Raw genomic sequence first — 23,403 nt, 5'->3', positions numbered from 1 at the left:
GAACCCCCCCGCGCCACGGATGAGTCCGACCGGGGCTGTGGGACGGCACGTTCAGCCTGTTCCGCCGGTGGTCCTGGCCTCCAGGGCGCGCAGCACCGCCACCATGTCCTCGCCGCCGTGGCCCCGGGTGACCGTCTCGTCGTAGAGGGCGTGGCAGGCGTCGAGGAGGGGGGACGCCAGGCCGGCCCTCCGGGCGGCCTCGGCGATCAGGCGGTTGTTCTTCAGGACGTCCGCTGCGGCCGCCTGGACCGTGAAGTCGCGCTCCAGCAGCTTGGGCGCCTTCATCCGGGAGACCGGGCTGGCCATCGGGCCCGCGTCCAGCACGTCCCGCAGGAGCCGCTGGTCCAGCCCGTGGCGGTCGGCGAAGTGGAACGCCTCGGCGAGGCCCGTGACCACCGTGATGAGGAACAGGTTCACCGAGAACTTCATCAGCAGCGCGCCCGGCACCGCCCCGCATCCGAACGTCTCCCGGCACAGCGGCGCCAGCAGGGGCCGCACGGCCGCCACGGCCTCGTCGTCGCCCGCCAGCATCCCCACCAGTTCGCCCCGCTCGGCAGGGACCCGGGAGCCGGAGACCGGGGCCTCCGCGTAACGCCCGCCGGCCGCCCGGACGTCGTCCTGGAGCCCGCAGGAATAGGCGGCCGACGTCGTGCCCATGTGGACGACCGTCCGTCCGGCGACCCGCGCGGCGAACCCCGGGCCGCCGCGATCCAGCACCGCGTCGACGGCGGCCTCGTCGGCCAGCATGAGGAACACGGTGCCGGCCCGCTCGAACACCTCGGCGGCGCTCGCCGCGACCTCGGCACCAGCCTCCCGCACCGGTGCGCACCGGTCGGTGGAGCGGTTCCAGACGAGGAGCGGCGTCCCCGCACGGGCGAGGTTGACGGCCATGGGCTGCCCCATGACGCCCAGCCCGATGAAACCGACGTACATGAGCCCACCGCCTTCCCCGGGCCCCGCGGAGCCGTTCCCGGCGCCCCGGCAACCGCCGCTATGACAGCCGGAATAGTAGCCGTGTGCTCATGACGACGGTCATGGGGGCGGCGGGGGCGCGCGCGACGGGAGGCCCACCATGACGAGGGGCGAACGAGGGCCGCGCGAGCGCAGGGTGTCCGGCGCGACGCAGCTCATCCGGCGCGGCGGCGTCGCCGCCACCGGCATGCGCGGAGTCGCCGCCGCGGCCGCCGCTCCGCGCGGGTCGCTCCAGCACTGTTCTCCCGGGGCAGCAACCGGCTGGTCGAGGGGGCGGTGGGCCGGGCCGGCGGGTACGCGGCGCGCCGGGTCGCCATGTTCCTGGCCGCACTGCCCGAGCCGACGCCGAGCGGGCCGTTCGCCGCGATGGTGCGTCAGTGGACCGACGAGTACGAGGCCGCGGGCTTCGCGGGCGGCTGCCCCGTCGCGGCCGCGACCGTGGACCGCGCGGAGTGCGCCCCTTCCACACGCCGGGCCGCCTCGACCGCCTTCGCCGACCGGACCGGTGCGGTGGCCCGGGCTCTGGTGGGGATGGACGTGCCCGGGGAGCGCGCCCCCGCGCTGGCCACGCTCGTGATCAGCAGCCTGGAGGGCGCGATCCTCCTCGCCCGGGCCGAGCGGGACGTCCGGGCCCTGACGACCGTGGCCCGGGAACTCGGCCCGGTCCTCGACGCGGCGGTGAGCGGACAGGACGGCTGACTCACCGGCACGGCACGGACGCCGCCCGGTCCTCAGCCGACCCGGATGCCGACGATGCAGGTGTCGTCGTCGGTGTCCGACTTGCTGTAGGTCAGCAGGCGGTCCAGATGTTGGTCCAGGGTGCTGGGCGCCGAGCGGGCGGTCGTCAGCAGGTGGGTGAGGGACTCCTCCACCGGCCGGTCACGGCGCTCGATCAGACCGTCCGTGTACATCAGCAAGGTGTCTTCCGGGGCCAGCTGCATCTCGGTCTCCTCGTACACGGCCTCCGGCACCGCTCCGAGCAGCAGCCCCTTGACCAGCGGCAGGGCACTGGCGTCGGAGTCCCGGACGAGCACCGGCGGCAGATGTCCGGCCCGGGCCCAGCGCAGGGTCCGCCGCTCGGGGTCGTAGAGCCCGCAGACCGCGGTCGCGGTGACCGCGCCCGTCAGATGGTGCGCCACGATGTTGAGCCACGACAGCAGCTGGGCCGGTCCCGCGCCGGTCACCGCCAGGCCGCGCAGCGCGTTACGCAGAACGACCATGCTGGTGGCGGCCTCGATGCCGTGCCCGGCCACGTCCCCCACGCACAGCAGCACCAGCCGCGACGGCAGGACGACGGTGTCGTACCAGTCGCCGCCCACCAGCTGCTCCGTCTCCGCGGGCCGGTAGCGGACGGCCACCTGAAGGCCGGACACCTGCAGCGGCGCCTGCGTCGGGGGCATGATCGCGTGCTGCAGCTGCAGGGTCAGGCGGGCGCGTTCATGGGCCTGCTGCTCGGTGTGCGCCAGCTGGTCGCGCGTGGCGGCGAGCGCCACCTCCGTCCAGTGCTGGGAGGAGATGTCCTGGTAGGCGCCCCGGACCAGCAGCAGCCGCCCGTCCGTGTCGAGCACCGGCTCGGCGACGATCCGGATGTGCCGCGTCACCCCGTCCGGCCGCTGCAGCCGGAACGCCGCCGCGGCGGGCCGCCGGTGGTGCAGCAGCGTCCGCAGGAACCGGCGGATGGAGACGCCGTCGTCCGGGTGCGCGTAGGACGGCAGCTCCTCCAGCGGTACCGGGGAGTTCGACTCCGCGCGCCCGTAGAGGTCGAACAGCTGCCCGTTCCAGGTGATCTCACCCGTCAGCACGTTCTCCTCGAACCCACCGATGCGGCCCAGACGCTGGGCGTGCTGCAGGAGGCTCGCCAGGCGCGCCGTCTCGTCCTCGATGCGCCAGATGAGCAGGACGGCGCTGCCGTGCCGGCTGATGCTGATGTCGGCGATCGCCGAGAGGGGAACCTGGTCGACGAGGGCGGTGAGGTTCAACCGCTGGGCCCGGAACGGCTCACCGGTGGCGTAGACCCGTTCCACCCGCTGGAACAGCTCGCTGTCCCCGGCGGCCATCGGATAGGCCTCCAGCAGCAGCGCGCCGTTCACGACCGCCCGGGGTCGGCCCGCCGGGTCCAGGAAGCGGTTGTTGACGTGCTGGATGCGGAAGTCCGCCAGGTTGCCGTCCGCGTCCAGGTACGGCACCAGGACCAGGGAGGGGTCGTGCAGCCCGTCGGCCAGGTCCATCAGCTCCGCCGCGTCGGGCAGCACCCGCGGCTCCTGGGCACCTCCCCGGGGTGGCGTGTACGTCTCCAGGGTGTGCGCGCACAGCTCGGCCAGCGCCTCCACCTGGCGGACGATCTGCGGCGGCTGCGGCTCCAGCGGGCCGGGCCAGGCGATCTCCAGCACGCCGTGGATCCGGCCGCCCGTCCCGGCGGGCAGGGCGACCCGGCCGCCGTCCGGATGCTGGTGCAGACCGATGCTGGGCAGCCCGGTCCGCCCGAGGGAGGTGATCCACTGGCCCTCGCGCTCGATGAGGCCCCGTCGCGCCACCGTCACCACGTCCGGCGGGACGTAGTGCCAGCGCCTCGCCTCGGCCAGGGAGAAACCGGCGCTGCCCGCCAGGGTGAACGAGCCGTCGGAGCCCGCGGCCCATATGGCGACGGCCACCGCGCCGAGCGGGCGCAGCGCCTGCTCCAGCAGGGCGTCGGCGACGGCCTGGGTGTCGTCCGCCGCCAGCACCCCGCTCTCGGCCGCGCGCAGACGCACCGCGGCCGACTCGGCCTCCGCCTCGTCGGCGGCCCGTGTGGCGGCGACGAACGCGTCCGTCACCTCGGACATCCGGTCCCGGGCGGCCTGGTTGATGACGTCGACGGCGAGTTCCAGAGGACTGACCTGGGCCTGTTCGGCCAGCTCGGCGAGCTGCCGGGCGGCCTGGGCGGGCCCGCACTTCAGCCGCTCGACCAGGACGCCCTTGGCCAGCTCGACCAGGGCTCGCCCCTCGGCCTCGGCCTGCGCGATCCGTACCTCGCGGCTGAGCCGCTCCACGGTGGCGGCCAGCCTGCCGACCGGCGAGGAGGGCGAGAGGCCCTCCGGATCCGCGGACGGCTCGTCGGAGGGCTGGTGGCCCCCGGCGGACTCCGCCGCCGCGCCGAGGGGCACCGGGTCCCCGGCACCGGCCGTGAGGGCGCCGCCCGCCAGGGCCAGCGCCTGCGCCGACAGCGACACACCGTCGGGCAGGGACATCCCCTCGGGCAGGGACACACCGCCCGGAAGCGGCACCCCGTCGGGCAGGGACACACCGCCCGGAAGCGGCACCCCGTCGGGCAGGGACACACCGCCCGGAAGCGGCACCCCCTCGGGCAGCGGCACCCCCTCGGACGTCGCAGGAGACCCGCCGGACGCTGCCGGTGGGGGCGGGGACTCCGGCCCGGTGGCGGAGTCGCGCTGCGGCTCGCCGCCCTGACCCGGTTCGCGCGGCTGCTCGGACATGCTCACGGTGTGGATGCTCCTCGGCTGGAGCGCCCTGGGGCGCGGGACGACAGGCGCTGCGGGGCGCCCGGACCACCGGTGTGCGGGACGGGCGCCGGGAACCTCATGCCGGCAGCCAGCGGCGTACGCAGGCCATGAGGTCGCGCGTGTCGACGGGCTTGGTGACGTAGTCGCTGGCACCGGAGGCCAGGCTCTTGTCCCGGTCGCCGGGCATCGCCTTCGCGGTGACGGCGATGATGGGCAGCTCCGCGTACTGGGGCATCTTGCGGATCTCGGCCGTGGCCGTGTAGCCGTCCATCTCCGGCATCATCACGTCCATCAGCACGATGGCGACGTCCGGGTTGTTCACCAGCGCCTCGATGCCCTTGCGCCCGTTCTCGGCGTGCAGCACCCGGAAGCCGTGCAGCTCCAGGATGCCGCTGAGCGCGAAGAGGTTGCGGGCGTCGTCGTCGACGACGAGCACCGTCCGGCCCGCCGACGCGTCGTCGGCCGAGGGCGGCGCCGACTGCTGCTGGCCCTCGGGGAGGACCAGGGACAGCACGTCACCGGGCTCCTCGGCGGACAGGTGCAGGGCGATGCGCTCACGCAGCTCGTCGAGGCTGGACAGCAGCTCCAGGGCCCCGCCCGCCGAGCTGGACCGCAGCGTCTCGTCCAGGGCCACGCCCGCGGGGTGGCTGCTGTGCACCAGCACCGGGACGCTCGTCAGCGCGGAGTCGCCCTCCAGGGCCTGCAGGAAGCGCGACGCCTGGTCGTCCCGCATGCCCAGCTCCAGCACCACGCAGTGGCACGGCTCCGCGGCCAGGGCACCGGCCGCCTCCTGCGCGCCGACGGCGGTGATGACGTCGACTGCGGGCTGCTGCCCGCCGTCGGCGCGGCCGTGCGACAGGTCGGCGACCACGCTCTCCGCGACCAGGGTCAGCAGACCGCGTGAGCGCTCCTCGACGACCAGCAGCCGCCGGGGCCGCGGACCGGGCCCGATCGGGGGCACCGGCGCCGACTCGGGTTCTTCCCCGGGCAGGGCCTCGGCCGCCGCCCGCTCCGGGGCTCTGCCGAGACGCAGCAGCTCCTCGAAGTCCGGACGCGCCACGGGCAGGAACAGTGTGAAGGTGCTGCCCTGGCCGGGCGTGCTGTGCACGGTCACGGCGCCACCGAGCAGCTGGGCGATCTCCCGCGTGATGGACAGGCCCAGGCCCGTGCCGCCGTACTTGCGGCTCGTGGTGCCGTCCGCCTGCTGGAACGCACCGAAGATCGACTCCAGGTGCTGCTCCGGGATGCCGACGCCGGTGTCCTTCACCCGGAAGGCCACCACCGGCCCGCCCCGCACCACGCCCCGGGGCACCTCGTCGTCCGTGGCGGGCTCGATGCTCAGCTCCACGCTGCCCTGCTCGGTGAACTTCACGGCGTTCGACAGCAGGTTGCGCAGCACCTGGCGCAGCCGGGAGTCGTCCGTGAGCACGTCCGCGGGCGCGCCCGTGGCGGTCGTCACCGTGAAGTCCAGGCTCTTCTGCGTCGTCATCGGCCGGAAGGTGGCCTCGACGTACTCGATCAGCTGGCGCAGCGTCACCCGCTCCGGCGTGACGTCCATCTTCCCGGCCTCGACCTTCGACAGGTCGAGGATGTCGTTGATCAGCTGCAGCAGGTCCGAACCGGCCGAGTGGATGATCTGCGCGTACTCGACCTGCTTGGGCGTGAGGTTGCGGGACGGGTTCTGCGCCAGCAACTGGGCCAGGATGAGAAGGCTGTTGAGCGGGGTGCGCAGCTCGTGGCTCATGTTCGCCAGGAACTCCGACTTGTACTTGGAGGCCAGCGACAGCTGCTGCGCACGCGTCTCCAGCTCCTGCCGCGCCTGCTCGATCTGCAGGTTCTTCGCCTCGATGTCCCGGTTCTGGGCGGCCAGCAGCGAGGCCTTCTCCTCCAGCTCCGCGTTGGAGCGCTGCAGCTCCTCCTGCTGCACCTGCAGCTCCGTGGAACGCGCCTGCAGCTCGACCGTCAGCCGCTGCGACTCCACCAGCAGCTCGTCGGTGCGGGCGTTGGCCACGATGGTGTTGACGTTGACGCCGATGGTCTCCATCAGCTGCGCCAGGAAGTCCTGGTGGGTCTGGGTGAACGGCGTGACCGACGCCAGCTCGATGACGCCGAGGACCTGGCCCTCGACCACGATGGGCAGCAGCACCAGCGCGGTCGGCACCACCTCGCCCAGCCCCGAGGAGATGGTCACGTAACCGGCCGGCAGCTCGTCCACGACGATGGTGCGCCGGCTGCGCGCGGCCTGCCCGACGAGGGTGCGGCCGAAGGCGATGCGCGTGAGGCGGCTGCTGTCCTCCGGGTAGCCGTAGGAACCGACGAGCCGCAGCTCGGGCCCTTCGTCGCCGTCCTCGGCGAGGTAGAAGGCGCCGTACTGGGCGGACACCAGCGGAACCAGCTCGTCCATGATCAGCTCGGCGACCACGGGCAGGTCGCGGTGGCCCTGCATCAGGCCGGAGATCCGGGCGAGGTTGGTCTTGAGCCAGTCCTGCTCCTGGTTGGCCCGGGTGGTCTCGCGCAGGGACTCCACCATCGAGTTGATGTTGTCCTTGAGCTCGGCGACCTCGCCGGACGCCTCCACGTTGATCGAACGGGTCAGATCGCCCTCGGCGACCGCGCTGGTCACCTCGGCGATCGCCCGCACCTGCCGGGTCAGGTTGCCCGCCAGCTCGTTGACGTTCTCCGTCAGGCGCTTCCAGGTGCCCGACACGCCCTCGACCTCGGCCTGGCCGCCGAGGCGGCCCTCGGTGCCGACCTCGCGGGCGACGCGGGTGACCTCGTCGGCGAAGGCGGAGAGCTGGTCGACCATCGTGTTGATCGTCGTCTTGAGCTCGAGGATCTCGCCGCGGGCGTCCACGTCGATCTTCTTCGACAGGTCGCCCTTGGCCACCGCGGTCGTCACCAGCGCGATGTTGCGCACCTGGCCGGTGAGGTTGTTGGCCATCGAGTTGACGTTGTCGGTGAGGTCCTTCCAGGTGCCGGCGACGTTCGGCACGTGCGCCTGGCCGCCCAGGCGCCCCTCGGTGCCGACCTCGCGGGCCACGCGGGTGACCTCGTCGGCGAAGGCCGACAGCGTGTCGACCATCGTGTTGATGACCTCGGCCAGCGCCGCGACCTCGCCCGCGGCCTCGACCGTGATCCGCTGCGAGAGGTCGCCGCGGGCCACGGCGGTGGCGACCTGGGCGATGGAGCGGACCTGGCCGGTCAGGTTCGACGCCATCACGTTGACGTTGTCGGTGAGGTCCTTCCAGGTGCCCGACACCCCCCGCACCTGCGCCTGGCCGCCGAGGCGTCCTTCGGTGCCGACCTCGCGGGCGACGCGCGTCACTTCGTCGGCGAAGGCGGAGAGCTGGTCGACCATCGTGTTGATGGTGCTCTTGAGTTCGAGGATCTCGCCGCGGGCGTCCACGGTGATCTTCTGGGAGAGGTCGCCCTTGGCCACGGCGGTCGCCACCAGGGCGATGTTGCGCACCTGGCCGGTGAGGTTGCCCGCCATGAAGTTCACGGAGTCGGTGAGGTCGCGCCAGGTGCCCTTGACGCCCTTGACGTCCGCCTGGCCGCCGAGGCGTCCTTCGGTGCCGACCTCGCGGGCGACGCGGGTGACCTCGTCGGCGAAGGCGGAGAGCTGGTCGACCATCGTGTTGATGGTGCTCTTGAGTTCGAGGATCTCGCCGCGGGCGTCCACGGTGATCTTCTGCGAGAGGTCGCCCTCGGCCACCGCGGTGGTGACCTGGGCGATGGAGCGGACCTGGCTGGTGAGGTTGCCCGCCATGTGGTTCACGGAGTCGGTGAGGTCCCGCCAGACCCCGGCCACCCCCGGCACCTGGGCCTGACCGCCGAGCCGCCCCTCGCTGCCGACCTCGCGGGCCACGCGGGTGACCTCGTCGGCGAACGCGGAGAGCTGGTCGACCATCGTGTTGACGGTCTCCTTCAGCTGCAGGATCTCACCGCGCGCGGGCACGTCGATCTTCTGCGAGAGATCGCCCTTGGCGACCGCCGTCGCCACCTGGGCGATGTCGCGGACCTGCGTGGTCAGGTTGCCGGCCATGGCGTTGACCGAGTCGGTGAGATCGGCCCAGGTGCCCGACACCCCCGGCACCTCCGCCTGCCCGCCGAGCGTTCCCTCGGTGCCGACCTCCCTCGCCACGCGGGTGACCTCGGAGGTGAACACGGACAGCTGGTCCACCATGCCGTTGAAGACCTTGGCGATGTCGCCCATGAGGCCGTCGGCGTCGTCCGGCAGCCGGGTCCCGAAGTCCCCGTCCCGCACGGCCGTCAGGCCGGCCAGGAGCCGTCGCAGCTCCTGATCGCCCGGAACCGCGTCGACGACCCCAGCGCTGTCACTGGTCATGCGCATCCTCGTTCCGCTCCCCAAGAGTTCCCGGACGCCGGAAACTCGGAACTCCCAGGACCGAAAGGACGGCCCGGCTGTCGTGCCCGCATTTCCGCGACCCCGGATCTGCGCGATGAGAAATACGCCGCAGGCTAACCCACCTTTCGAGTCCCCCACAAAGGGCGAGCCGAACAGTCCCGCAGGCAGGAATGGGAATCGGCCCCGCGGGGCCCCGCCCACGGATCCCGCGCCACCTCGCGCGCCGCCCCGCACCGGACGCGACCATCGCCGCCGCCCCGCCCCCGGCCGCGGGGCAGGGGCGGGGACCACCCGCAGCGGCGGGCGACGTGGATTTCTCCTCCGCATGGGCATACGGGGAAGGGCGGGCATGCAGGATCCGAACCGGACAGGGGGCCGTCGCGCAGCGATGAGCCGGTCCCCTCAGCAGCGAGGAGACCAGGATGGCGGGGCGTGAGGACAGCGGAACCGTCGGCGGGCCGTTCCCGCCCGCGGCGCCCGCCCCGCTGACCGCGGCGCTGGAGGCGATCGGCGCCGGTGCCTACGTCGTGGACGACAAGGGCTGCATCGCCGCCGTCAACTCCCGCGCCGAGCACCTGCTGGGCCGCCCCTCCCACGAGCTCCTCGGACACGACGCCCACGACCTGCTGCACCGGGGCCCCCAGGGGCAGCCGCTGCCGAGGACCCAGTGCGCCATGAGGCAGGCGTTCCACGCCGGGCGCGCCGCCCAGGCCGACGAGGACTACTTCGCCCACGCCGACGGCTCCCTGCTGCCCATCTCCTGGATGATCACCCCGTACGACACCGGCGAGCCGGAGCCCGGCACGCTCGTCGTCTTCCACGCCCCCGGGCGGGACACCGGCGCTCAGCCCGAGCCGACGGCCCGGCAGCTGTCGGAGCTGCAGCGCCTCGCCCTGCTGGCCGAGACCACCGCGCAGCTGACCTCCACCCTCGACGTCGACGAGGCGCTGCGGCGGCTGGTGAGACTGGTGGTGCCCCGGCTGGCGGACTGGGCGATCGTGGACATGATCAGCGAGCGCGACGAGGTGTGGCGTGCCGTCGTCGTCCACGCCGACGGCGACGGGCTCCTCGATCACGAGGACCTGCGCGGACCCATGCCGCCGATCGCGGCGAAGTCCCCGATGCCCCTGTCCCGGGCGCTGCGCGGCGTCGCCTCCACCCTGGCCGGCCCGCACACCTACCGGGGGACACCCGACTCGGGCATCGCGGTGGAGCAGCGCCGGCTGTTCGAGGCCACGGGCATGCACTCCGCGGCCATCGCACCGATCCGCAGCACCCGCGCGGTGCTGGGCGCGCTGACCGTGGGCCGCGCCGAGAACCCGGCGGCCTTCACCCCGGCCGATCTCCCGCTGATCGAGGACGTCGCCCGCCGAGCGGGACTCGCCCTGGACAACGCCCGCCTCTACCAGCGGCAGCGCAAGGTGGCCGAGACCATGCAGAACCACCTGCTGCCCCAGATGCCGGGCGTCCCGGGCCTGGAGATGACCGTCCGCTACCTGCCGGCGCCCGACGCCTCGCAGGTCGGCGGCGACTGGTACGACGCCTTCCCGCTGGCCGACGCGTCCACCGCCCTGGCCGTCGGGGACGTCGTGGGACACGACCTGGAGGCGGCGGCCGGCATGGCCCAGGTCCGCAACATGCTCCGCGCCTACGCCTGGTCCCAGCACGAACCCCCGAGCCGGATCGTCGAACGGCTCGACGAGGCGATCCGGCACATCACCGACGTCACCATGGCCACCATGATCTTCGCCAGGATCGAACCGGCCGACGCCGGTCACTGGCTGCTGTCCTGGACCAACGCCGGTCACCCGCCGCCCCTGCTGATCAGCAAGGACGGCCTGGCGAGCTACCTGACCGACGGGCACGGCATCCTGCTGGGCACCCAGGCGAACACCCGGCGCCCCGACGCCACCGCGCTGCTGCCGCCCGACTCCACCCTGGTGCTGTACACCGACGGGCTCATCGAAGGGCCCGGCCACAGCCTCGACACGGGCCTGGAGCAGCTGCGCCGGCACGCCGCCGCCCTCGCCCACCGCACCCTCGCCTCGTTCACGGACCAGCTGCTGCGCCGGGTACGCCCCGCCGCCAACGACGACGACGTCGCGCTGCTGGCCCTGCGGGTCCCCGAGAGCTGATCCCGACCCCACCCCGAGGAGCGCCGCCGCCATGGGCACTGCCGTGCACGTCCCGCAGACCCGGGACATGATCGGGGAGGAGCTCTCCGGCGACGAGGCGTTCGCCGCCCTGCGCCACTACGGGGGGCTGCGGCTGCTGGCCGACTCCTTCGCCCGGTTCCGCTACGCGGACGGCTTCACCAACGCCCGCGCCCTCGCCTTCCAGGTGGTCCTCGGGCTGGTGCCGTGCACCGTGGCGCTCGTCGGTCTCGCCACGTCCGTGCACACGGAGAGCGTGGGCCGGGTCATCGAGCTCACGCTCGGCCGGATCGTGCCCGGCGCCAGCGCGGACATCGTCGAGGAAGCCCTCGACGGGACGCGGCGCACCGCGCACGGCGGCGTCTGGAGCACCCTCGCCCTGTGGCTCGGCCTCGGCTTCGCGCTGCTGAACCTCGCCTCGGCCATGGGGCAGATCGAGCGCGGCGCCAACCGCATCTACGGCATCGAGCGCGACCGTCCCTTCCCGCGCAAGTACGGCCGGGGCATCATGCTCGCGCTCGCCGCCGGTCTGCCCCTGATCCTGGGATTCGTCGTCCTGGTCGCCGGTGAGGCCGTGGGGGACGCGGTGGCCCGGACCACCGGCCTGCAGGACGGCGGGCGGTGGTGGGAGGCGTTGCAGATCCCCGTGGGACTGGCCCTGGCCTGGGTGGCCTCCGCCGTGATCTTCCGCTGGTCGCCCCGCCGCGTCCAGCCCGGATACACCTGGCTGGCCTTCGGGTCGGCGGTGCACCTGCTGCTGTGGGTGGTGGCCACCCTGCTGCTCGCCCTGTACGTCGAGGAGAGCGGCTCCTTCGGCACCTTCTACGGGCCGCTCACCGCCTTCGTCGCCCTGCTGCTGTGGGCGAACCTCACCGCCGTCGCGCTGTTCCTCGGCATCGCGTTCGCCGCCCAGCTGGAAGCGGCCCGGGCCGGCATCGAGTCTGCCGTCCGGCCGGACCCGGGACCGGGAGCCTGAGGCCGGACGGCGCCTGATGAACCGTCAGCGCGCGGCGGCGGCCGTCACCGTGGCGGGGTCCACCCCCGTCAGCTCGACGATGCGGTGCGGCGCCACACCGGCGGCCAGGGCCCGTCCGATCAGGCCGTCCCGTCCGTCCGTGCTGTCGCGGTAGGCGAGCAGCTCCTCCTCCAGGCGGGCGAGCGGCTCCGGCGTCATCCGGTGGCGTACGCGGCTCAGTTCCTCGTCGCTCAACGGGACGGGCAGCCGTTCCGCGTCCTCGGGCACGGCCGCGGTCTCCTCCGGCGGCAGCAGGCGCAGGTGCGGCGAGGTCGCCGAGCTCCCGTGCGCGTCCAGCCACGCGTGGACCGCCGGGGTCCGCATGCAGGCGAGCTCCCCGACGGCGGCGGGGACCACGCCGAGCGGCACGGACGGGTCGTCCAGCAGGAACAGATACGCGTCGTCGGTCATGCTCGACTCCTTCTCGACGGGGGTCATGGACGTCCCCTTACCCCGCCGCGGCGGGATTACCGCCGGCTCACCCTGCCGTGTCACGGCAGGGCGGCCGCACCGCCCGGCGGGCACGGCCGGTGGCCGGGAGGTTCACTGGAAGGGCACGGGAGGACCGCCGTCCGCCGGGAGGAGCTGGTGGCACATGCCTGAAGGGCCCGTGGTCGTGGGAACGGACGGATCGGCGGGAGCGGCGCGCGCGGTGCTGTGGGCGGCGCGGGAGGCGGCCCTTCGGCACCAGCCCCTGCACATCGTGTGCGCCGCCGACCTCGACCTGGCCGAACGCCTGGGCGCCGGCACCGCGCGGCGGGTCCGCGAGGCGGCCCGCTCCCTGCTGACCGAGGCGGCGTCCGCGGCGTCCGCGAGAGCACCCGGCCTCGAGATCTCCACCGAGGTCGGCCGTGAGCCCGCGGCCGACGCCCTGCTGCGCGCCGCCGGTGCCCAGGCCGCCCGGGTACCGGGCGTGACGGCGGCCGAGGCGACGATCGTCCTGGGCTCCCGCGGACTGGGCGGGTTCGCCACCCTGCTGATGGGCTCGGCCGGGCTGGCCGTCGCCGGACGGGCCACGTGCCCCTTGGTCGTCGTACGCGGCACGGAGCCTCCCGCGAGCGGGATCGTGGTGGGCGTCAGGGACGAGGAGGACCTCGAAGCGGTGCGCTTCGCCGCGGAGACCGCCAGACTGCGGAAGGCACCGCTGCGCCTGCTGAGCACCTGGACCTACCTCCAGTACGTCGGGAGCATGGCGCCCCTGGCCGACGTGGTGCGGGTGGCCGTGGAGGCGGAGGCGGCGGCGAGCACCCGCGTGCTCGGCTCCGTCCAGGAGGAGTTCCCGGACCTGGAGGTGACCGAGGAGGTCGTGCGGGTCCCCTCGCCCGCCGGTGAACTGGTCGCCGCGTCCCTGCGCGCCGAACTCGTCGTGGTGGGCGCGCACCGGCCCGCGCACCACATGGGCCGTGCGCTGGGCCGGGTCACGCACGCCGTGCTGCAGCACGCGCACGGCCCGGTGGCCGTCGTCCCTCGCGGCTGACCGTCCCATTGCGGGGGGCCGCAGCCGGGGTGACGCTGGGATGATGACGCATTTCGCACCAGCGGTGGTATACCCGCCCGGACCGGACGGCGGGCGGCGTGTGACGATCCACGGGCGGCAGGTGGGGACGGCCTACCACCTGCTCGACGTGCTGGAGTTCCTGCGCCGGGCCGGCCTGCCGCAGGCACACGAGGGAATCGACGACTCCGACCTGGTCGACTGGCGCGGCGGCGACTCCAGGATGTGGCGCGAGGACGCCTAGCGCCGTGTCCCTGCGCGCGCGGGCGCCGTACGCGTCAGCCCGCCCGGTCCTTGCGCAGGAACCGGCGCAGCCGTCCCAGCGGCCAGGTGTTGATCACGTCGTCGGGGGTGAGCCAGCCGCGCTGGGCCGTACCGACGCCGTAGCGCAGGTACGCGAGCTGGGGGATGGAGTGCGCGTCGGTGTCGACGGCGAACTTCGCCCCGTGGCCCTTGGCGCGCAGGATGTCCTCGTCGCCCAGGTCGAGGCGGTCGGGCTGGGCGTTGACCTCCAGGGCCGTGCCCGTGCGGGCGGCAGCGGCGAACACCTCGTCGAGGTCGGCGTCGATGCCCGGCCGTTTGCCGAGCAGCCGGGTGGTGGGATGGCCGATGACGTCGACGTACGGGTTCTCGCAGGCGCGGACGAGCCGCCGGGTCATCGCCTCCCGCGAGAGGTTGAAGTGGGAGTGCACGGACGCCACGCACAGGTCGAAGCCCCGCAGGAAGTCCGCGGGCCAGTCCACGTCCCCGTCGGGGTCGATGTTGAGCTCGGTGCCGTGCAGCAGCCGCATCCCGTGGTGCCTCCCGTCCAGTGAGCGGACCTCCTCGCGCTGGGCGAGGACCTTCTCGTCGGTCATGCGCTGCATGTACAGGTTCGGTGCGTGGTCGGTGACCGCGTAGTACGCGTAGCCCCGCGCGGCCGCCGCCGCCACCATGTCCGCCAGCGGTGTGAGGCCGTCGGTGAGGTCGGTGTGGGTGTGCAGGTCGCCGCGGACGTCCCGCTCGGTCACCACCTCCGGCAGCTCGCCGCGCAGACCGGCCTCGATCTCCCCCCGGTCCTCGCGCAGCGTCGGCGGGATCCACGGCAGGCCCAGCCGGTCGTACACCTCCTCCTCGGACCGGGAGGCGACCCGCTTGCCCCCCTCGGCCTCGAACAGGCCGTACTCGGAGAGCTTCAGCCCCAGGTGGACGGCGATCGTGCGGGTGCGGATGTTGTGCGCCTTGGAGCCGGTGAAGTACTGCATCCCGCCGCCCCACGCGTCCGGCCGCACCACCCGCAGATCGACCTGGACGCCCGTGACGGTCCGGATCGAGGTCTTCTTCCGGCCGTGGGCGACGACCTCGGCGGTGGCGGGCAGTGCGGTCAGGGCGTCCATGAAGGGCGCCGACCGGCCGGCCCCGACCAGGACGTCGATGTCGCCGACGGTCTCCCTCAGCCGCCGCAGCGAACCGGCGTACGCGCACCTCTCGCAGCCGCTGATCCCGGACAGTTCGGCGACGATGTCCTCCGCGGTCTCCGTCGCGGTGCTCAGCAGGAACCGCCCCCCTGCCTGCCGCATGAGGGCGATGCCGTGCAGGATGTTCTCCTCGGTCCGCTCCCCGAAGCCCTTCAGGTCGCGCAGCTTCTCCTCCTTGATGGCGTCGGCCAGCTCGTCCACCGAGGAGATGTGCAGGTCCTCGTAGAGCGCCAGCGCCTTCCTGGGGCCGAGGGTGGGGATGGTGATGAGCTGCCGGACCCCGGCGGGGATCCGGGCCCGTCGCTCCTCGACCGCCGTGACGCTGCCGGTGCGGAAGTACTCGACGACCTTCTCGGCGATCGACCTGCCCACGCCCGGGATCTCCTTCAGGCCCGCCGTGTCCAGGTGGGAGACGTCGGCCGGGTAGCCGCCGATCGCGCGGGCGGCCTTCTCGTAGGCGCGCGCCTTGAACGCCTCGCCTCCGGTGATGGCGATGAGGTCCGCGTACTCCTGAAGGAGCGCCTCGACCTCCTCGTTGGGCCGGACCACCCCTCAAGTCTAGAAACGCGGGGGAGCGGTCCGCCAGCTCGGCACCTCCCCGGCGCGCGGAGCCGCCGGACGGAGCGTGTACTGGGAGGGGGGACGTCCGAGCTGGGGAGAAGGCCGTGCGGGCGACGTTCGTTCTGGGGCGGATCGCCGGTATCCGGGTCGGCGTCCACTGGAGCGTCCTGTTCATCTTCGGCGTCATCGCCTTCGGCCTCTCCGAGGGCCGGCTCCCCGAGACGTATCCGGGACGGGTCTGGCCGGTGTACTGGGCCGCCGGGCTGTGCACGGCCGTCGTCTTCTTCGCCTCCCTCCTCGCCCACGAGGTGGCCCACGGCGTCGTGGCCCGGCGCAACGGCGTCGAGGTGGACGACATCGTGCTCTGGCTGCTGGGCGGGGCGGCCCGGCTCAAGTCCGAGGCGTCCGGGCCCGGCGCGGAGCTGAGGATCGCCGGTGTCGGGCCCCTCGTCAGCCTCCTGCTGGGCGGGCTGTTCGCGCTCGTCACCTGGCTGCTGGACGCGGTGTCCGCCTCCGGAATCGTGGCGGAGATGGCGGCGTGGCTCGCGGGCATCAACGTGCTGCTCGCCGTCTTCAACGTGCTGCCCGCGGCCCCGCTCGACGGCGGCAGGCTGCTGCGCGCGTTCCTGTGGTGGCGCACCGGGGACCGGCTGCGGGCGACCGCGGGCGCCACCGCGGCGGGCCGGGTCTTCGGCTGGGGGCTCGTCGCCCTCGGCCTGGTGGTGTTCATGAGGACCGGCGCGTTCGGCGGTCTGTGGCTGTCACTGATCGGCTGGTTCCTCATCACGGCCGCCACCGCCGAGGGACGGCAGGCCCAGCTGCGCAGCGTGCTCGCCGGGGTCCCCGTGCGGGACGCCATGACGCCCGAGCCGCTGACGGTCCCCGCGGACTCGACGGTCGCGGACCTCCTCTCGGGCGGGCGCTACCGCTACCGGCACTCCGCGTTCCCGGTGACCGGGCACGAGGGCGCCCCCGTCGGGCTGGTGACGCTCGACAGCGCCCGCGCCGTGCCGCAGGCCGAGGCCCGGTCCGTGACGGTGGCGGACGTCATGGTGCCGCTGGTGGAGACCACCGTGGCCGGGCCGGACAGCCCGCTCGCGGATCTGCTGCCCCGCATCGAGCCGGGCGCCGAGCACCGGGTCCTGGTCGTCGACGACGGCAGGCTCGTCGGGATCCTCTCGCTGTCGGACGTCAGCCGGACGGTGACCTGGCTGATGAACACCGCAGGGCGCCGCGACGGCCGGTGAGCCCGCCCGGGGGCGACGCGCGCAGCGGTGCGCGCTCGCGCGGCAGGGTGAGGATGGAAGTACGGCGCCGCACGTGCGGTCCGCCGTGTTCCTCCGCGACGAGGAGGTCGGATCGTGTTGTTCAGGGATCGTCGTGACGCCGGCCGGCAGTTGGCCGCCCGGCTGGGGCACCTCGGGCAGGCCGACGTGGTGGTACTGGGGCTGCCCCGGGGCGGGGTCCCGGTCGCCGCGGAGGTCGCCGGCGCGCTCGGCGCGCCGCTCGACGTCTGCCTGGTGCGGAAACTGGGGGTGCCCTACCAGCCCGAGCTGGGGATGGGCGCGATCGGTGAGCGCGGTGTGCGCGTGATCAACGAGGAGGTCGTGCGCGGCGCGCGTGTCACCCCGGAGGAGCTGGCCCGGGTCGAGGCCCGTGAGCGGGGGGTCCTGGAGCGGCGCGGCCGGCACTACCGGAGGGGACGGGAGCCGGCCGCTCTGGAGGGCCGTACGGTGCTGGTCGTCGACGACGGCGTGGCCACGGGGTCGACGGCCCGCGCCGCCTGCCGGATCGCCCGCGCCCGGGGAGCGGCCCGCATCGTGCTGGCGGTCCCCGTCGCGCCCGCGGACTGGACCGCGCGGCTCGGGCAGGACGCCGACGAACTGGTCTGCGTGAACACGCCGCGGGAGTTCTACGCCATCGGGCAGTTCTACGCCGACTTCTCCCAGACCGCCGACGACGAGGTCGTGGCCTGCCTGGACGAGGCGCGCGCCGGCCCGGAGAGCGCCCACCGGAGCGCATCCGGTCCCGCCGTGCCCGAGGACCGGGAGGTGGAGGTGCGGGCCGGTGCGGTGGTGCTGCGCGGTCAGCTGACGGTGCCCGACGGGGCGGTGGGCGTGGTGCTGTTCGCACACGGCAGCGGCAGCAGCCGGCACAGCCCCCGCAACCGGTTCGTCGCCGCCGGTCTGAATCGGGCCGGGCTCGGCACCCTGCTGTTCGACCTGCTCACCGAGGAGGAGGAGATCGACCGGGCCAACGTGTTCGACACGGACCTCCTGGCCCGGCGGCTCGCGGACACCACCGGCTGGTTGCGCGAGCAGCCCGAGGCGCAGGACCTGGCGCTGGGGTACTTCGGTGCCAGCACCGGCGCGGCCGCGGCACTGTGGGCGGCCGCCGAGCCGGACACCCGGATCGCCGCGGTCGTCTCGCGGGGCGGAAGGCCCGACCTGGCCGGGCCGCGGCTGGCCGGCGTGACGGCACCCACGCTGCTGATCGTCGGAGGGCACGACCGGCTGGTCCTCGGCCTCAACCGCGAGGCGCAGTCCCGGCTGCGCTGCGAGAACCGGCTCGTGGAGGTCCCGCGCGCCACCCACCTCTTCGAGGAACCCGGCGCCCTGGAGAAGGTCACCGAGCTGGCCCGGGACTGGTTCACGGACCACATGGTGCCGGTCTCCCACGCCACCGCCCGACACTGACGGCCGGACGGACCCCTCGGGCGCCCGCCCGGGCCGGTACGGCGCGCCTCAGGCGTCCGCCCGCCCGGGGACCTCGCTCGCCGGCTCCCCGCCCGGCAGGAGGATCCGGCTCGCGGCCAGTGCGTGGGTGGAGGGCGCTGGAGGAGAGCAGTTCCTCGTGGCGCCCGGGCTGGTGGGGCACGCCCGGTTTCCGCACCAGGCAGACGTCGAGCGGCGCGCCGAGCCGACTGGACCGCGCGGCTCGGGCAGGACGCCGACGAACTGGTCTGCGTGCCGGCCGTCCGGGGTGTGCGCACCTCCGGCCCGGCACGCCGTCGAGGGCGGCAAAGGGACGAACAGGCCGTGCCGTACCGGCCCGAGTGAGGCGTCCGGACGGTCTGAGGTGCCCGCGGGCACGTGCTTCCCGTAGGTCAGTTGCCGGAGGCACCTGCCGTCGGCCGCGGGAGAGCGGCTCCGGGCGCTTTCCCGGCCTCCGCGCGTGCTCCCTTTGGCCGTCGATCCGCCCCGGGGACATCACGCCGGCCCGGGCTCCTCCGGACGCGGAGCCGTCCGGCGGGCGCACCGGGACGACCCGGGCGGGCCCGGGTCGTCCGACGTGCGGTACGAGAAGGCGGTCCGGCCCCACTGGTAGGCGAGCACCCAGATGTTCTTCGGCGCGAAGCAGAGGAGTGTGGGCGCGACCGTGGAACTCGAGGGAGCCCTGGACGGTGTGGCCCCGTGCTACCGTTGCGCTTTTGCTGTGTCGTTGTGCCGGTGCTCCGTCGGGTGTCTCCGGTCGGCGGTCGCGTCCCTGCCGCGCCTTCCTCGGTACGGTCCCTTCGGAGGAAGGCTCTCTGTGAGCGAATCAACACGCGCCGAGGCCCGGCGGCAGGGCGATGCGCCCGAGGCGCCGGGCGCCACTTCGGCAGTGCCCACGGCGTCCTTCGCCCAGTTGGGATTGCCGGCCGAGGTTCTGCGGGCGCTCGATCAGCAGGGTGTGACCGTGCCCTTCCTCATCCAGGCGGCGGCGCTGCCGAGTGCGCTCGCGGGGCGGGACGTCCTGGGCAGGGGCCGCACGGGATCCGGCAAGACGCTCGCCTTCGGCCTGGGGATGCTCGCCCGGACGGCCGGGCAGCGCGCGCAGCCGAAAGAGCCGCTGGCGCTCGTTCTGGTGCCCACCAGGGAGCTGGCGCAGCAGGTCGGTGAGGCGCTCACCCCGTACGTCGAGGCGCTGCGGCTGCGGCTCGCGACCGTGGTGGGCGGCGTGTCCATCGGACGGCAGGCCGCCGCGCTGCGGGACGGTGCCGAGATCCTCGTCGCCACGCCCGGTCGGCTGCACGACCTCGTCGAGCGCAAGGGCTGCCGACTGGGACGAGTGCGCACCGTGGTCCTGGACGAGGCCGACCAGATGTGTGACATGGGATTCCTGCCGCAGGTCACCGGGATTCTCGACCAGGTGCGTCCCGACGGGCAGCGGATGCTGTTCTCCGCGACGCTCGACGACGACGTCGACCAGCTGGTGCAGCGCTATCTGCGCGACCCCGCCGTCCACTCGGTGGACCCTTCGTCCAGCGCCGTCTCCGCGATCGAGCACCACGTCTTCGTCGTGCACGGCCCTGACCGGTACGCCGTGACCACGGAGATCGCCGCCCGGGACGGCCGGGTCCTGCTGTTCCTGGACACCAAGCACGGTGTCGACCAGCTCACGCGGCATCTGCGGGCCAGTGGCGTGGCCGCCGCGGCCCTGCACAGCGGGAAGTCCCAGCCCCAACGCACCCGGACCCTGGCCCAGTTCAGGAACGGGCAGATCACCGCGCTGGTAGCGACGAACGTCGCCGCGCGCGGCCTGCACGTCGACGACCTCGACCTCGTGGTCAACGTCGACCCGGCCAACGACCCGAAGGACTACCTGCACCGCGCGGGCCGCACGGCCCGGGCCGGCCGCTCCGGCACCGTCGTGACACTCGTCCTGTCAGGGCAGCGCCGCGAGACGAGCCAGGTCATGGCGGACGCCGGCGTCGCCCCCAAGGTCACCAAAGTACGGTCCGGGGAGGCGGAGCTGAGCCGCGTCACCGGCGCCAGGGCCCCCTCCGGAGAGCCTCTCGGCGGCGGGTCGGCCGTACCGCGCCCGAAGAACCACAACGTTCCGTTCGGCGGCCTGGGCAGCACCAAGGACGCGAAGAGCGGTTCCGGTGGCAGGTCGTCGTCCCGCAAGAGCAGCGAGGCCCGCAAGCTCGCGGAGGCCCGCAAGGCGGCCCGAGTGCGGCGCGGCGGCTGAGACCGGTTTCCCGGCCTGCTGGGCGGTGTCTTCGTCGATGCTGCTGGACGGATACGCGGGACCGGAGATCGGCCGGGGTGCACCGGATGGCCTCACGCACCGGTGACCGCGCAAGGGGGAGCGTGCAGGCGAGAGTTGCGGTCGCCGGTCGCCACCCGCCCCCCCAGGGATCAGGTCGGCCGTCCCACGCCCGAGGAGCTCCGCGGTGTAGAAACGCCTGCCCGAGCAGCCGACCAGCCGTACGAAGGCACTCTCCGCTGCGACATACTCCCCCGATGAGTTCACGCCCTTTCCCGACCTGCCAGCCGATCACGATACGGAGGGCCGTCGCGCGGGACGCCAGACGGCTCACCCGGCTCGTGCGTGGCTCGGGCGCCTACGAGGGAAAGTACGCAGCCGCGGTCGCGGGCTACCGGGTCGGCCCTGATTACATCGAGGCGCACCGCACCTTTGTGGCCGTCGGCGCCGACGAGCATGGAGGCCGCGTCCTCGGGTTCTACTCGCTCGTCCTCGCGCCACCGGAGCTCGACCTGCTGTTCGTCGCCGATGAAGCGCAAGGACGGGGTATCGGACGGCTGCTCGTGGCGCACATGCAGTCCGAGGCCCGTGCCGCCGGGCTCGACCGTCTCAAGGTCGTGTCGCACGTTCCCGCCGAGGACTTCTACCGCCGCGTTGGTGCGGTGCGGACCGGGACCGCGTTCGCCGACCCGCCCGCCGTGCCGTGGGACCGTCCCGAATTCGAGTTTCGCATTCCTTCTGAATGACCCGGTGGGCCGGTCGGCGGGGCACCGGCTCCTGCGTGGTGGCCCATGCAGGAGCCGGTGGACGCCGAGCGCTCCGTGTGCGCCGTCGCCTCTGCCCTGGCGGGTGATCGCTTGCGCCAGCGGACTGCTGGCCGGGGTGTGGCGTTGCCACCCCGGCGGCTGGCGTGGCCACCGCCTCCGTGCCCGACCTCGATGCCGGCGGCCCCGGGGCCGGGAGCAGGACCGTTCTGCCGGGCTGTGGTTCAGGCGTCGATGATGACGGGGATGATGAGGGGCCTGCGACGGTGGGCGCGGAACGCCCAGTTCGCGACGGCCCGGGCGAGGAGCTGTTCGAGTTGGTGCGCGTCCCCGACGCCTTCCTCGGCCGCGGTGGCCAGGGTCTTCTCGATGACGGGGATGACCGGCTCGAAGGTGGCGTCGTCGTGGACGAAGCCCCGGGCCAGGAAGTCGGGGGCCTCGGCCAGGGCGCCGGTGTCCGCGTCGACGATCGCCACCACCGTGACCACGCCCTCGGCGGCGAGGGTGAGGCGGTCCTTGAGTGACGCCTCCGTGGCGCCGCCGACTTCCATGCCGTCCACGTAGACGTTGCCGGCGGGGACCTTGCCGGTGATGGACGCCCGCCCGTCGACCAGGTCGACGACGACGCCGTCCTCGGCGATGACGACCCGGTCCGGGTCGACACCGGTACGGATGGCGAGGTCGCCGTTGGCCCGCAGATGGCGCCATTCCCCGTGTACCGGCATCACGTTGCGGGGCTTGACGATGTTGTAGCAGTAGACGAGTTCGCCGGCGCTGGCGTGCCCGGAGACGTGCACCTTGGCGTTGCCCTTGTGGACCACGTGGGCGCCCCACCGGGTGAGCCCGTTGATCACCCGGTAGATGGCGTTCTCGTTGCCGGGAATCAGGGAGCTGGCCAGCAGGACGGTGTCGTCCTTGCCGATGCGGATCATGTGGTCGCGGTTGGCCATCCGCGACAACGCGGCCATCGGTTCGCCCTGGGAGCCGGTGCACACCAAAGTGATCTTGTGGTCCGGGAGCTTCTCCAGCTCCTTCGTGCTCACCACCAGACCGGAGGGAACCTTCAGATAGCCGAGGTCACGGGCGATGCCCATGTTGCGGACCATCGAACGGCCGACGAAGGCGACCTTGCGGCCGTGCTGGTGGGCGGCGTCCAGGACCTGCTGGATGCGGTGCACGTGGCTGGCGAAGCTGGAGACGATGACCCGGCGGGGCGCGGTGCGCATCACCTGCTCGATCGCCGGGTTCAGCTCTCGCTCGGAGGTGGTGAAGCCGGGTACTTCAGCGTTGGTGGAGTCGGTGAGGAACAGGTCCACACCCTCCTCGCCGAGGCGGGCGAAGGCGCGCAGATCGGTGATGCGGTCGTCGAGGGGGAACTGGTCCATCTTGAAGTCGCCGGTGTGCAGCACCATCCCGGCCCGGGTGCGGATCGCGACCGCGAGGCTGTCGGGGATGGAGTGGTTGACCGCCACGAACTCGCAGTCGAAGGGCCCGAAGCCGCGCCGGTCGCCCTCCCGCACCCGCACCATGCGCGGCCGGATGCCGTGTTCCTTGAGCTTGGCCTGCAGGAACGCCAACGTCAGCTTGGAGCCGACGACGGGAATGTCGGACCGCTCGCGCAGCAGGTACGGCACGCCGCCGATGTGGTCCTCGTGGCCGTGGGTGAGCACCACGGCCACGATGTCGTCCAGCCGGTCCCGGATCGAGGTGAAGTCCGGCAGGATCACGTCCACGCCGGGCTGGGTCTCCTCGGGGAACAGCACGCCGCAGTCGACGATGAGCAGCTTGCCCGCGTGCTCGAAGACGGTCATGTTACGGCCGATCTCACCCAGACCGCCCAGGGCGATGACCCGCAGCCCTCCGTCGGGAAGGGGCGGGGCGGCTTTCAGCTCGGGATGCGGATGACTCATACCCTGACGGTACCCGGAGAGCGGGACGGGTGATCCACTGCCATGACGGAAGCCGATGCGGTTGCCCCATGAACCCGACGACGAGGTCGCGCGGGGGCGGCACGGCCGTTGTCGCGAGCCGGTCCGGGCGGTCCTGGAACTCGCGGCGCTCATGAGCGGGCGGCTCGTGCGGTGATGTCGTTCGGCGCCGTCCACGACCCCTCCGGACGGGAACCCCTTCGGTGTCGGAGAGTAGC

General features: G+C 73.2%; 14 protein-coding genes and 2 pseudogenes. 9 read left to right on the top strand and 7 right to left on the bottom strand.

Annotation, left to right across the window (positions count from 1 at the left end; translation table 11 throughout):
- Window positions 1–51: 51 nt before the first annotated feature.
- A complete protein-coding gene (locus ACFW6P_RS19435) occupies window positions 52–933 on the bottom strand; it encodes an NAD(P)-dependent oxidoreductase (RefSeq protein WP_386424230.1) in 882 nt (293 codons plus the stop codon).
- A gap of 139 nt (window positions 934–1,072) precedes the next feature.
- On the opposite strand from ACFW6P_RS19435, the pseudogene ACFW6P_RS19430 reads away from it, so the two are divergent.
- Window positions 1,073–1,671 (top strand): annotated as a pseudogene (locus ACFW6P_RS19430) (TetR family transcriptional regulator C-terminal domain-containing protein).
- A 32-nt stretch (window positions 1,672–1,703) separates the two neighbouring features.
- Here ACFW6P_RS19430 and ACFW6P_RS19425 read toward each other — a convergent pair.
- Both ACFW6P_RS19425 and ACFW6P_RS19420 read right to left on the bottom strand, forming a co-directional pair.
- Complete coding sequence (locus tag ACFW6P_RS19425; protein WP_386424240.1) at window positions 1,704–4,445, bottom strand: SpoIIE family protein phosphatase; 2,742 nt, start codon at window positions 4,443–4,445, stop codon at window positions 1,704–1,706.
- Window positions 4,446–4,548: 103 nt separating this feature from the next.
- Window positions 4,549–8,820, bottom strand: a complete 4,272-nt coding sequence (locus tag ACFW6P_RS19420) for a HAMP domain-containing protein (protein WP_386424228.1) — start codon at window positions 8,818–8,820, stop codon at window positions 4,549–4,551.
- A 443-nt stretch (window positions 8,821–9,263) separates the two neighbouring features.
- Here ACFW6P_RS19420 and ACFW6P_RS19415 point away from each other — a divergent pair, with 443 nt between their 5' ends.
- Entirely contained in the window at window positions 9,264–10,976 is a 1,713-nt protein-coding gene (locus ACFW6P_RS19415) for a SpoIIE family protein phosphatase (protein ID WP_386424226.1), read from the top strand.
- 31 nt (window positions 10,977–11,007) lie between these two features.
- Entirely contained in the window at window positions 11,008–11,970 is a 963-nt protein-coding gene (locus ACFW6P_RS19410) for a YihY/virulence factor BrkB family protein (protein ID WP_386424224.1), read from the top strand.
- 24 nt (window positions 11,971–11,994) lie between these two features.
- On the opposite strand, the gene ACFW6P_RS19405 is transcribed toward ACFW6P_RS19410, so the two are convergent.
- Window positions 11,995–12,420, bottom strand: a complete 426-nt coding sequence (locus tag ACFW6P_RS19405; protein ID WP_386354149.1) for a DUF6003 family protein — start codon at window positions 12,418–12,420, stop codon at window positions 11,995–11,997.
- 184 nt (window positions 12,421–12,604) lie between these two features.
- Between ACFW6P_RS19405 and ACFW6P_RS19400 the strand changes: the two genes are divergently transcribed.
- Window positions 12,605–13,486 carry a universal stress protein gene (locus ACFW6P_RS19400; RefSeq protein WP_386354093.1) on the top strand — a complete coding sequence of 294 codons (882 nt, stop codon included), beginning with the start codon at window positions 12,605–12,607 and terminating at the stop codon, window positions 13,484–13,486.
- Between the two features lie 100 nt (window positions 13,487–13,586).
- A complete protein-coding gene (locus ACFW6P_RS19395; RefSeq protein ID WP_386354091.1) occupies window positions 13,587–13,748 on the top strand; it encodes a hypothetical protein in 162 nt (53 codons plus the stop codon).
- Window positions 13,749–13,782: 34 nt separating this feature from the next.
- Here the strand turns inward: ACFW6P_RS19395 and polX are convergent, their stop codons facing one another.
- Window positions 13,783–15,510 carry a DNA polymerase/3'-5' exonuclease PolX gene (gene polX / locus ACFW6P_RS19390; RefSeq protein ID WP_386424223.1) on the bottom strand — a complete coding sequence of 576 codons (1,728 nt, stop codon included), beginning with the start codon at window positions 15,508–15,510 and terminating at the stop codon, window positions 13,783–13,785.
- Window positions 15,511–15,626: 116 nt separating this feature from the next.
- Between polX and ACFW6P_RS19385 the strand changes: the two genes are divergently transcribed.
- Window positions 15,627–16,769 carry a site-2 protease family protein gene (locus ACFW6P_RS19385; protein ID WP_386354087.1) on the top strand — a complete coding sequence of 381 codons (1,143 nt, stop codon included), beginning with the start codon at window positions 15,627–15,629 and terminating at the stop codon, window positions 16,767–16,769.
- Window positions 16,770–16,883: 114 nt separating this feature from the next.
- A complete protein-coding gene (locus ACFW6P_RS19380) occupies window positions 16,884–18,218 on the top strand; it encodes a phosphoribosyltransferase family protein (RefSeq protein WP_386424221.1) in 1,335 nt (444 codons plus the stop codon).
- Between the two features lie 573 nt (window positions 18,219–18,791).
- Here ACFW6P_RS19380 and ACFW6P_RS19375 read toward each other — a convergent pair.
- Window positions 18,792–18,911 (bottom strand): annotated as a pseudogene (locus ACFW6P_RS19375) (non-reducing end alpha-L-arabinofuranosidase family hydrolase); the annotation flags it as partial.
- Window positions 18,912–19,125: 214 nt separating this feature from the next.
- Here ACFW6P_RS19375 and ACFW6P_RS19370 point away from each other — a divergent pair.
- Both ACFW6P_RS19370 and ACFW6P_RS19365 read left to right on the top strand, forming a co-directional pair.
- Window positions 19,126–20,475 carry a DEAD/DEAH box helicase gene (locus ACFW6P_RS19370; RefSeq protein ID WP_386354146.1) on the top strand — a complete coding sequence of 450 codons (1,350 nt, stop codon included), beginning with the start codon at window positions 19,126–19,128 and terminating at the stop codon, window positions 20,473–20,475.
- Between the two features lie 275 nt (window positions 20,476–20,750).
- A complete protein-coding gene (locus ACFW6P_RS19365; protein ID WP_386354083.1) occupies window positions 20,751–21,239 on the top strand; it encodes a GNAT family N-acetyltransferase in 489 nt (162 codons plus the stop codon).
- A 242-nt stretch (window positions 21,240–21,481) separates the two neighbouring features.
- On the opposite strand, the gene ACFW6P_RS19360 is transcribed toward ACFW6P_RS19365, so the two are convergent.
- Window positions 21,482–23,167 carry a ribonuclease J gene (locus ACFW6P_RS19360; RefSeq protein WP_386354081.1) on the bottom strand — a complete coding sequence of 562 codons (1,686 nt, stop codon included), beginning with the start codon at window positions 23,165–23,167 and terminating at the stop codon, window positions 21,482–21,484.
- Between the last annotated feature and the right edge of the window lie 236 nt (window positions 23,168–23,403).

This window comes from Streptomyces sp. NPDC058741, assembly GCF_042746715.1.
Classification (GTDB): Bacteria; Actinomycetota; Actinomycetes; order Streptomycetales; family Streptomycetaceae; genus Streptomyces.
This window is presented reverse-complemented; position numbering and strand designations above follow the sequence as displayed.

What these genes read in the sequence shown, in the direction of transcription:
- ACFW6P_RS19435 (WP_386424230.1), bottom strand. Translation starts at nt 933, where the DNA reads ATGTACGTCGGTTTCATCGGGCTGGGCGTCATGGGGCAGCCCATGGCC.
- ACFW6P_RS19425 (WP_386424240.1), bottom strand. Translation starts at nt 4,445, where the DNA reads ATGTCCGAGCAGCCGCGCGAACCGGGTCAGGGCGGCGAGCCGCAGCGC.
- ACFW6P_RS19420 (WP_386424228.1), bottom strand. Translation starts at nt 8,820, where the DNA reads ATGACCAGTGACAGCGCTGGGGTCGTCGACGCGGTTCCGGGCGATCAG.
- ACFW6P_RS19415 (WP_386424226.1), top strand. Translation starts at nt 9,264, where the DNA reads ATGGCGGGGCGTGAGGACAGCGGAACCGTCGGCGGGCCGTTCCCGCCC.
- ACFW6P_RS19410 (WP_386424224.1), top strand. Translation starts at nt 11,008, where the DNA reads ATGGGCACTGCCGTGCACGTCCCGCAGACCCGGGACATGATCGGGGAG.
- ACFW6P_RS19405 (WP_386354149.1), bottom strand. Translation starts at nt 12,420, where the DNA reads ATGACCGACGACGCGTATCTGTTCCTGCTGGACGACCCGTCCGTGCCG.
- ACFW6P_RS19400 (WP_386354093.1), top strand. Translation starts at nt 12,605, where the DNA reads ATGCCTGAAGGGCCCGTGGTCGTGGGAACGGACGGATCGGCGGGAGCG.
- ACFW6P_RS19365 (WP_386354083.1), top strand. Translation starts at nt 20,751, where the DNA reads ATGAGTTCACGCCCTTTCCCGACCTGCCAGCCGATCACGATACGGAGG.
- ACFW6P_RS19360 (WP_386354081.1), bottom strand. Translation starts at nt 23,167, where the DNA reads ATGAGTCATCCGCATCCCGAGCTGAAAGCCGCCCCGCCCCTTCCCGAC.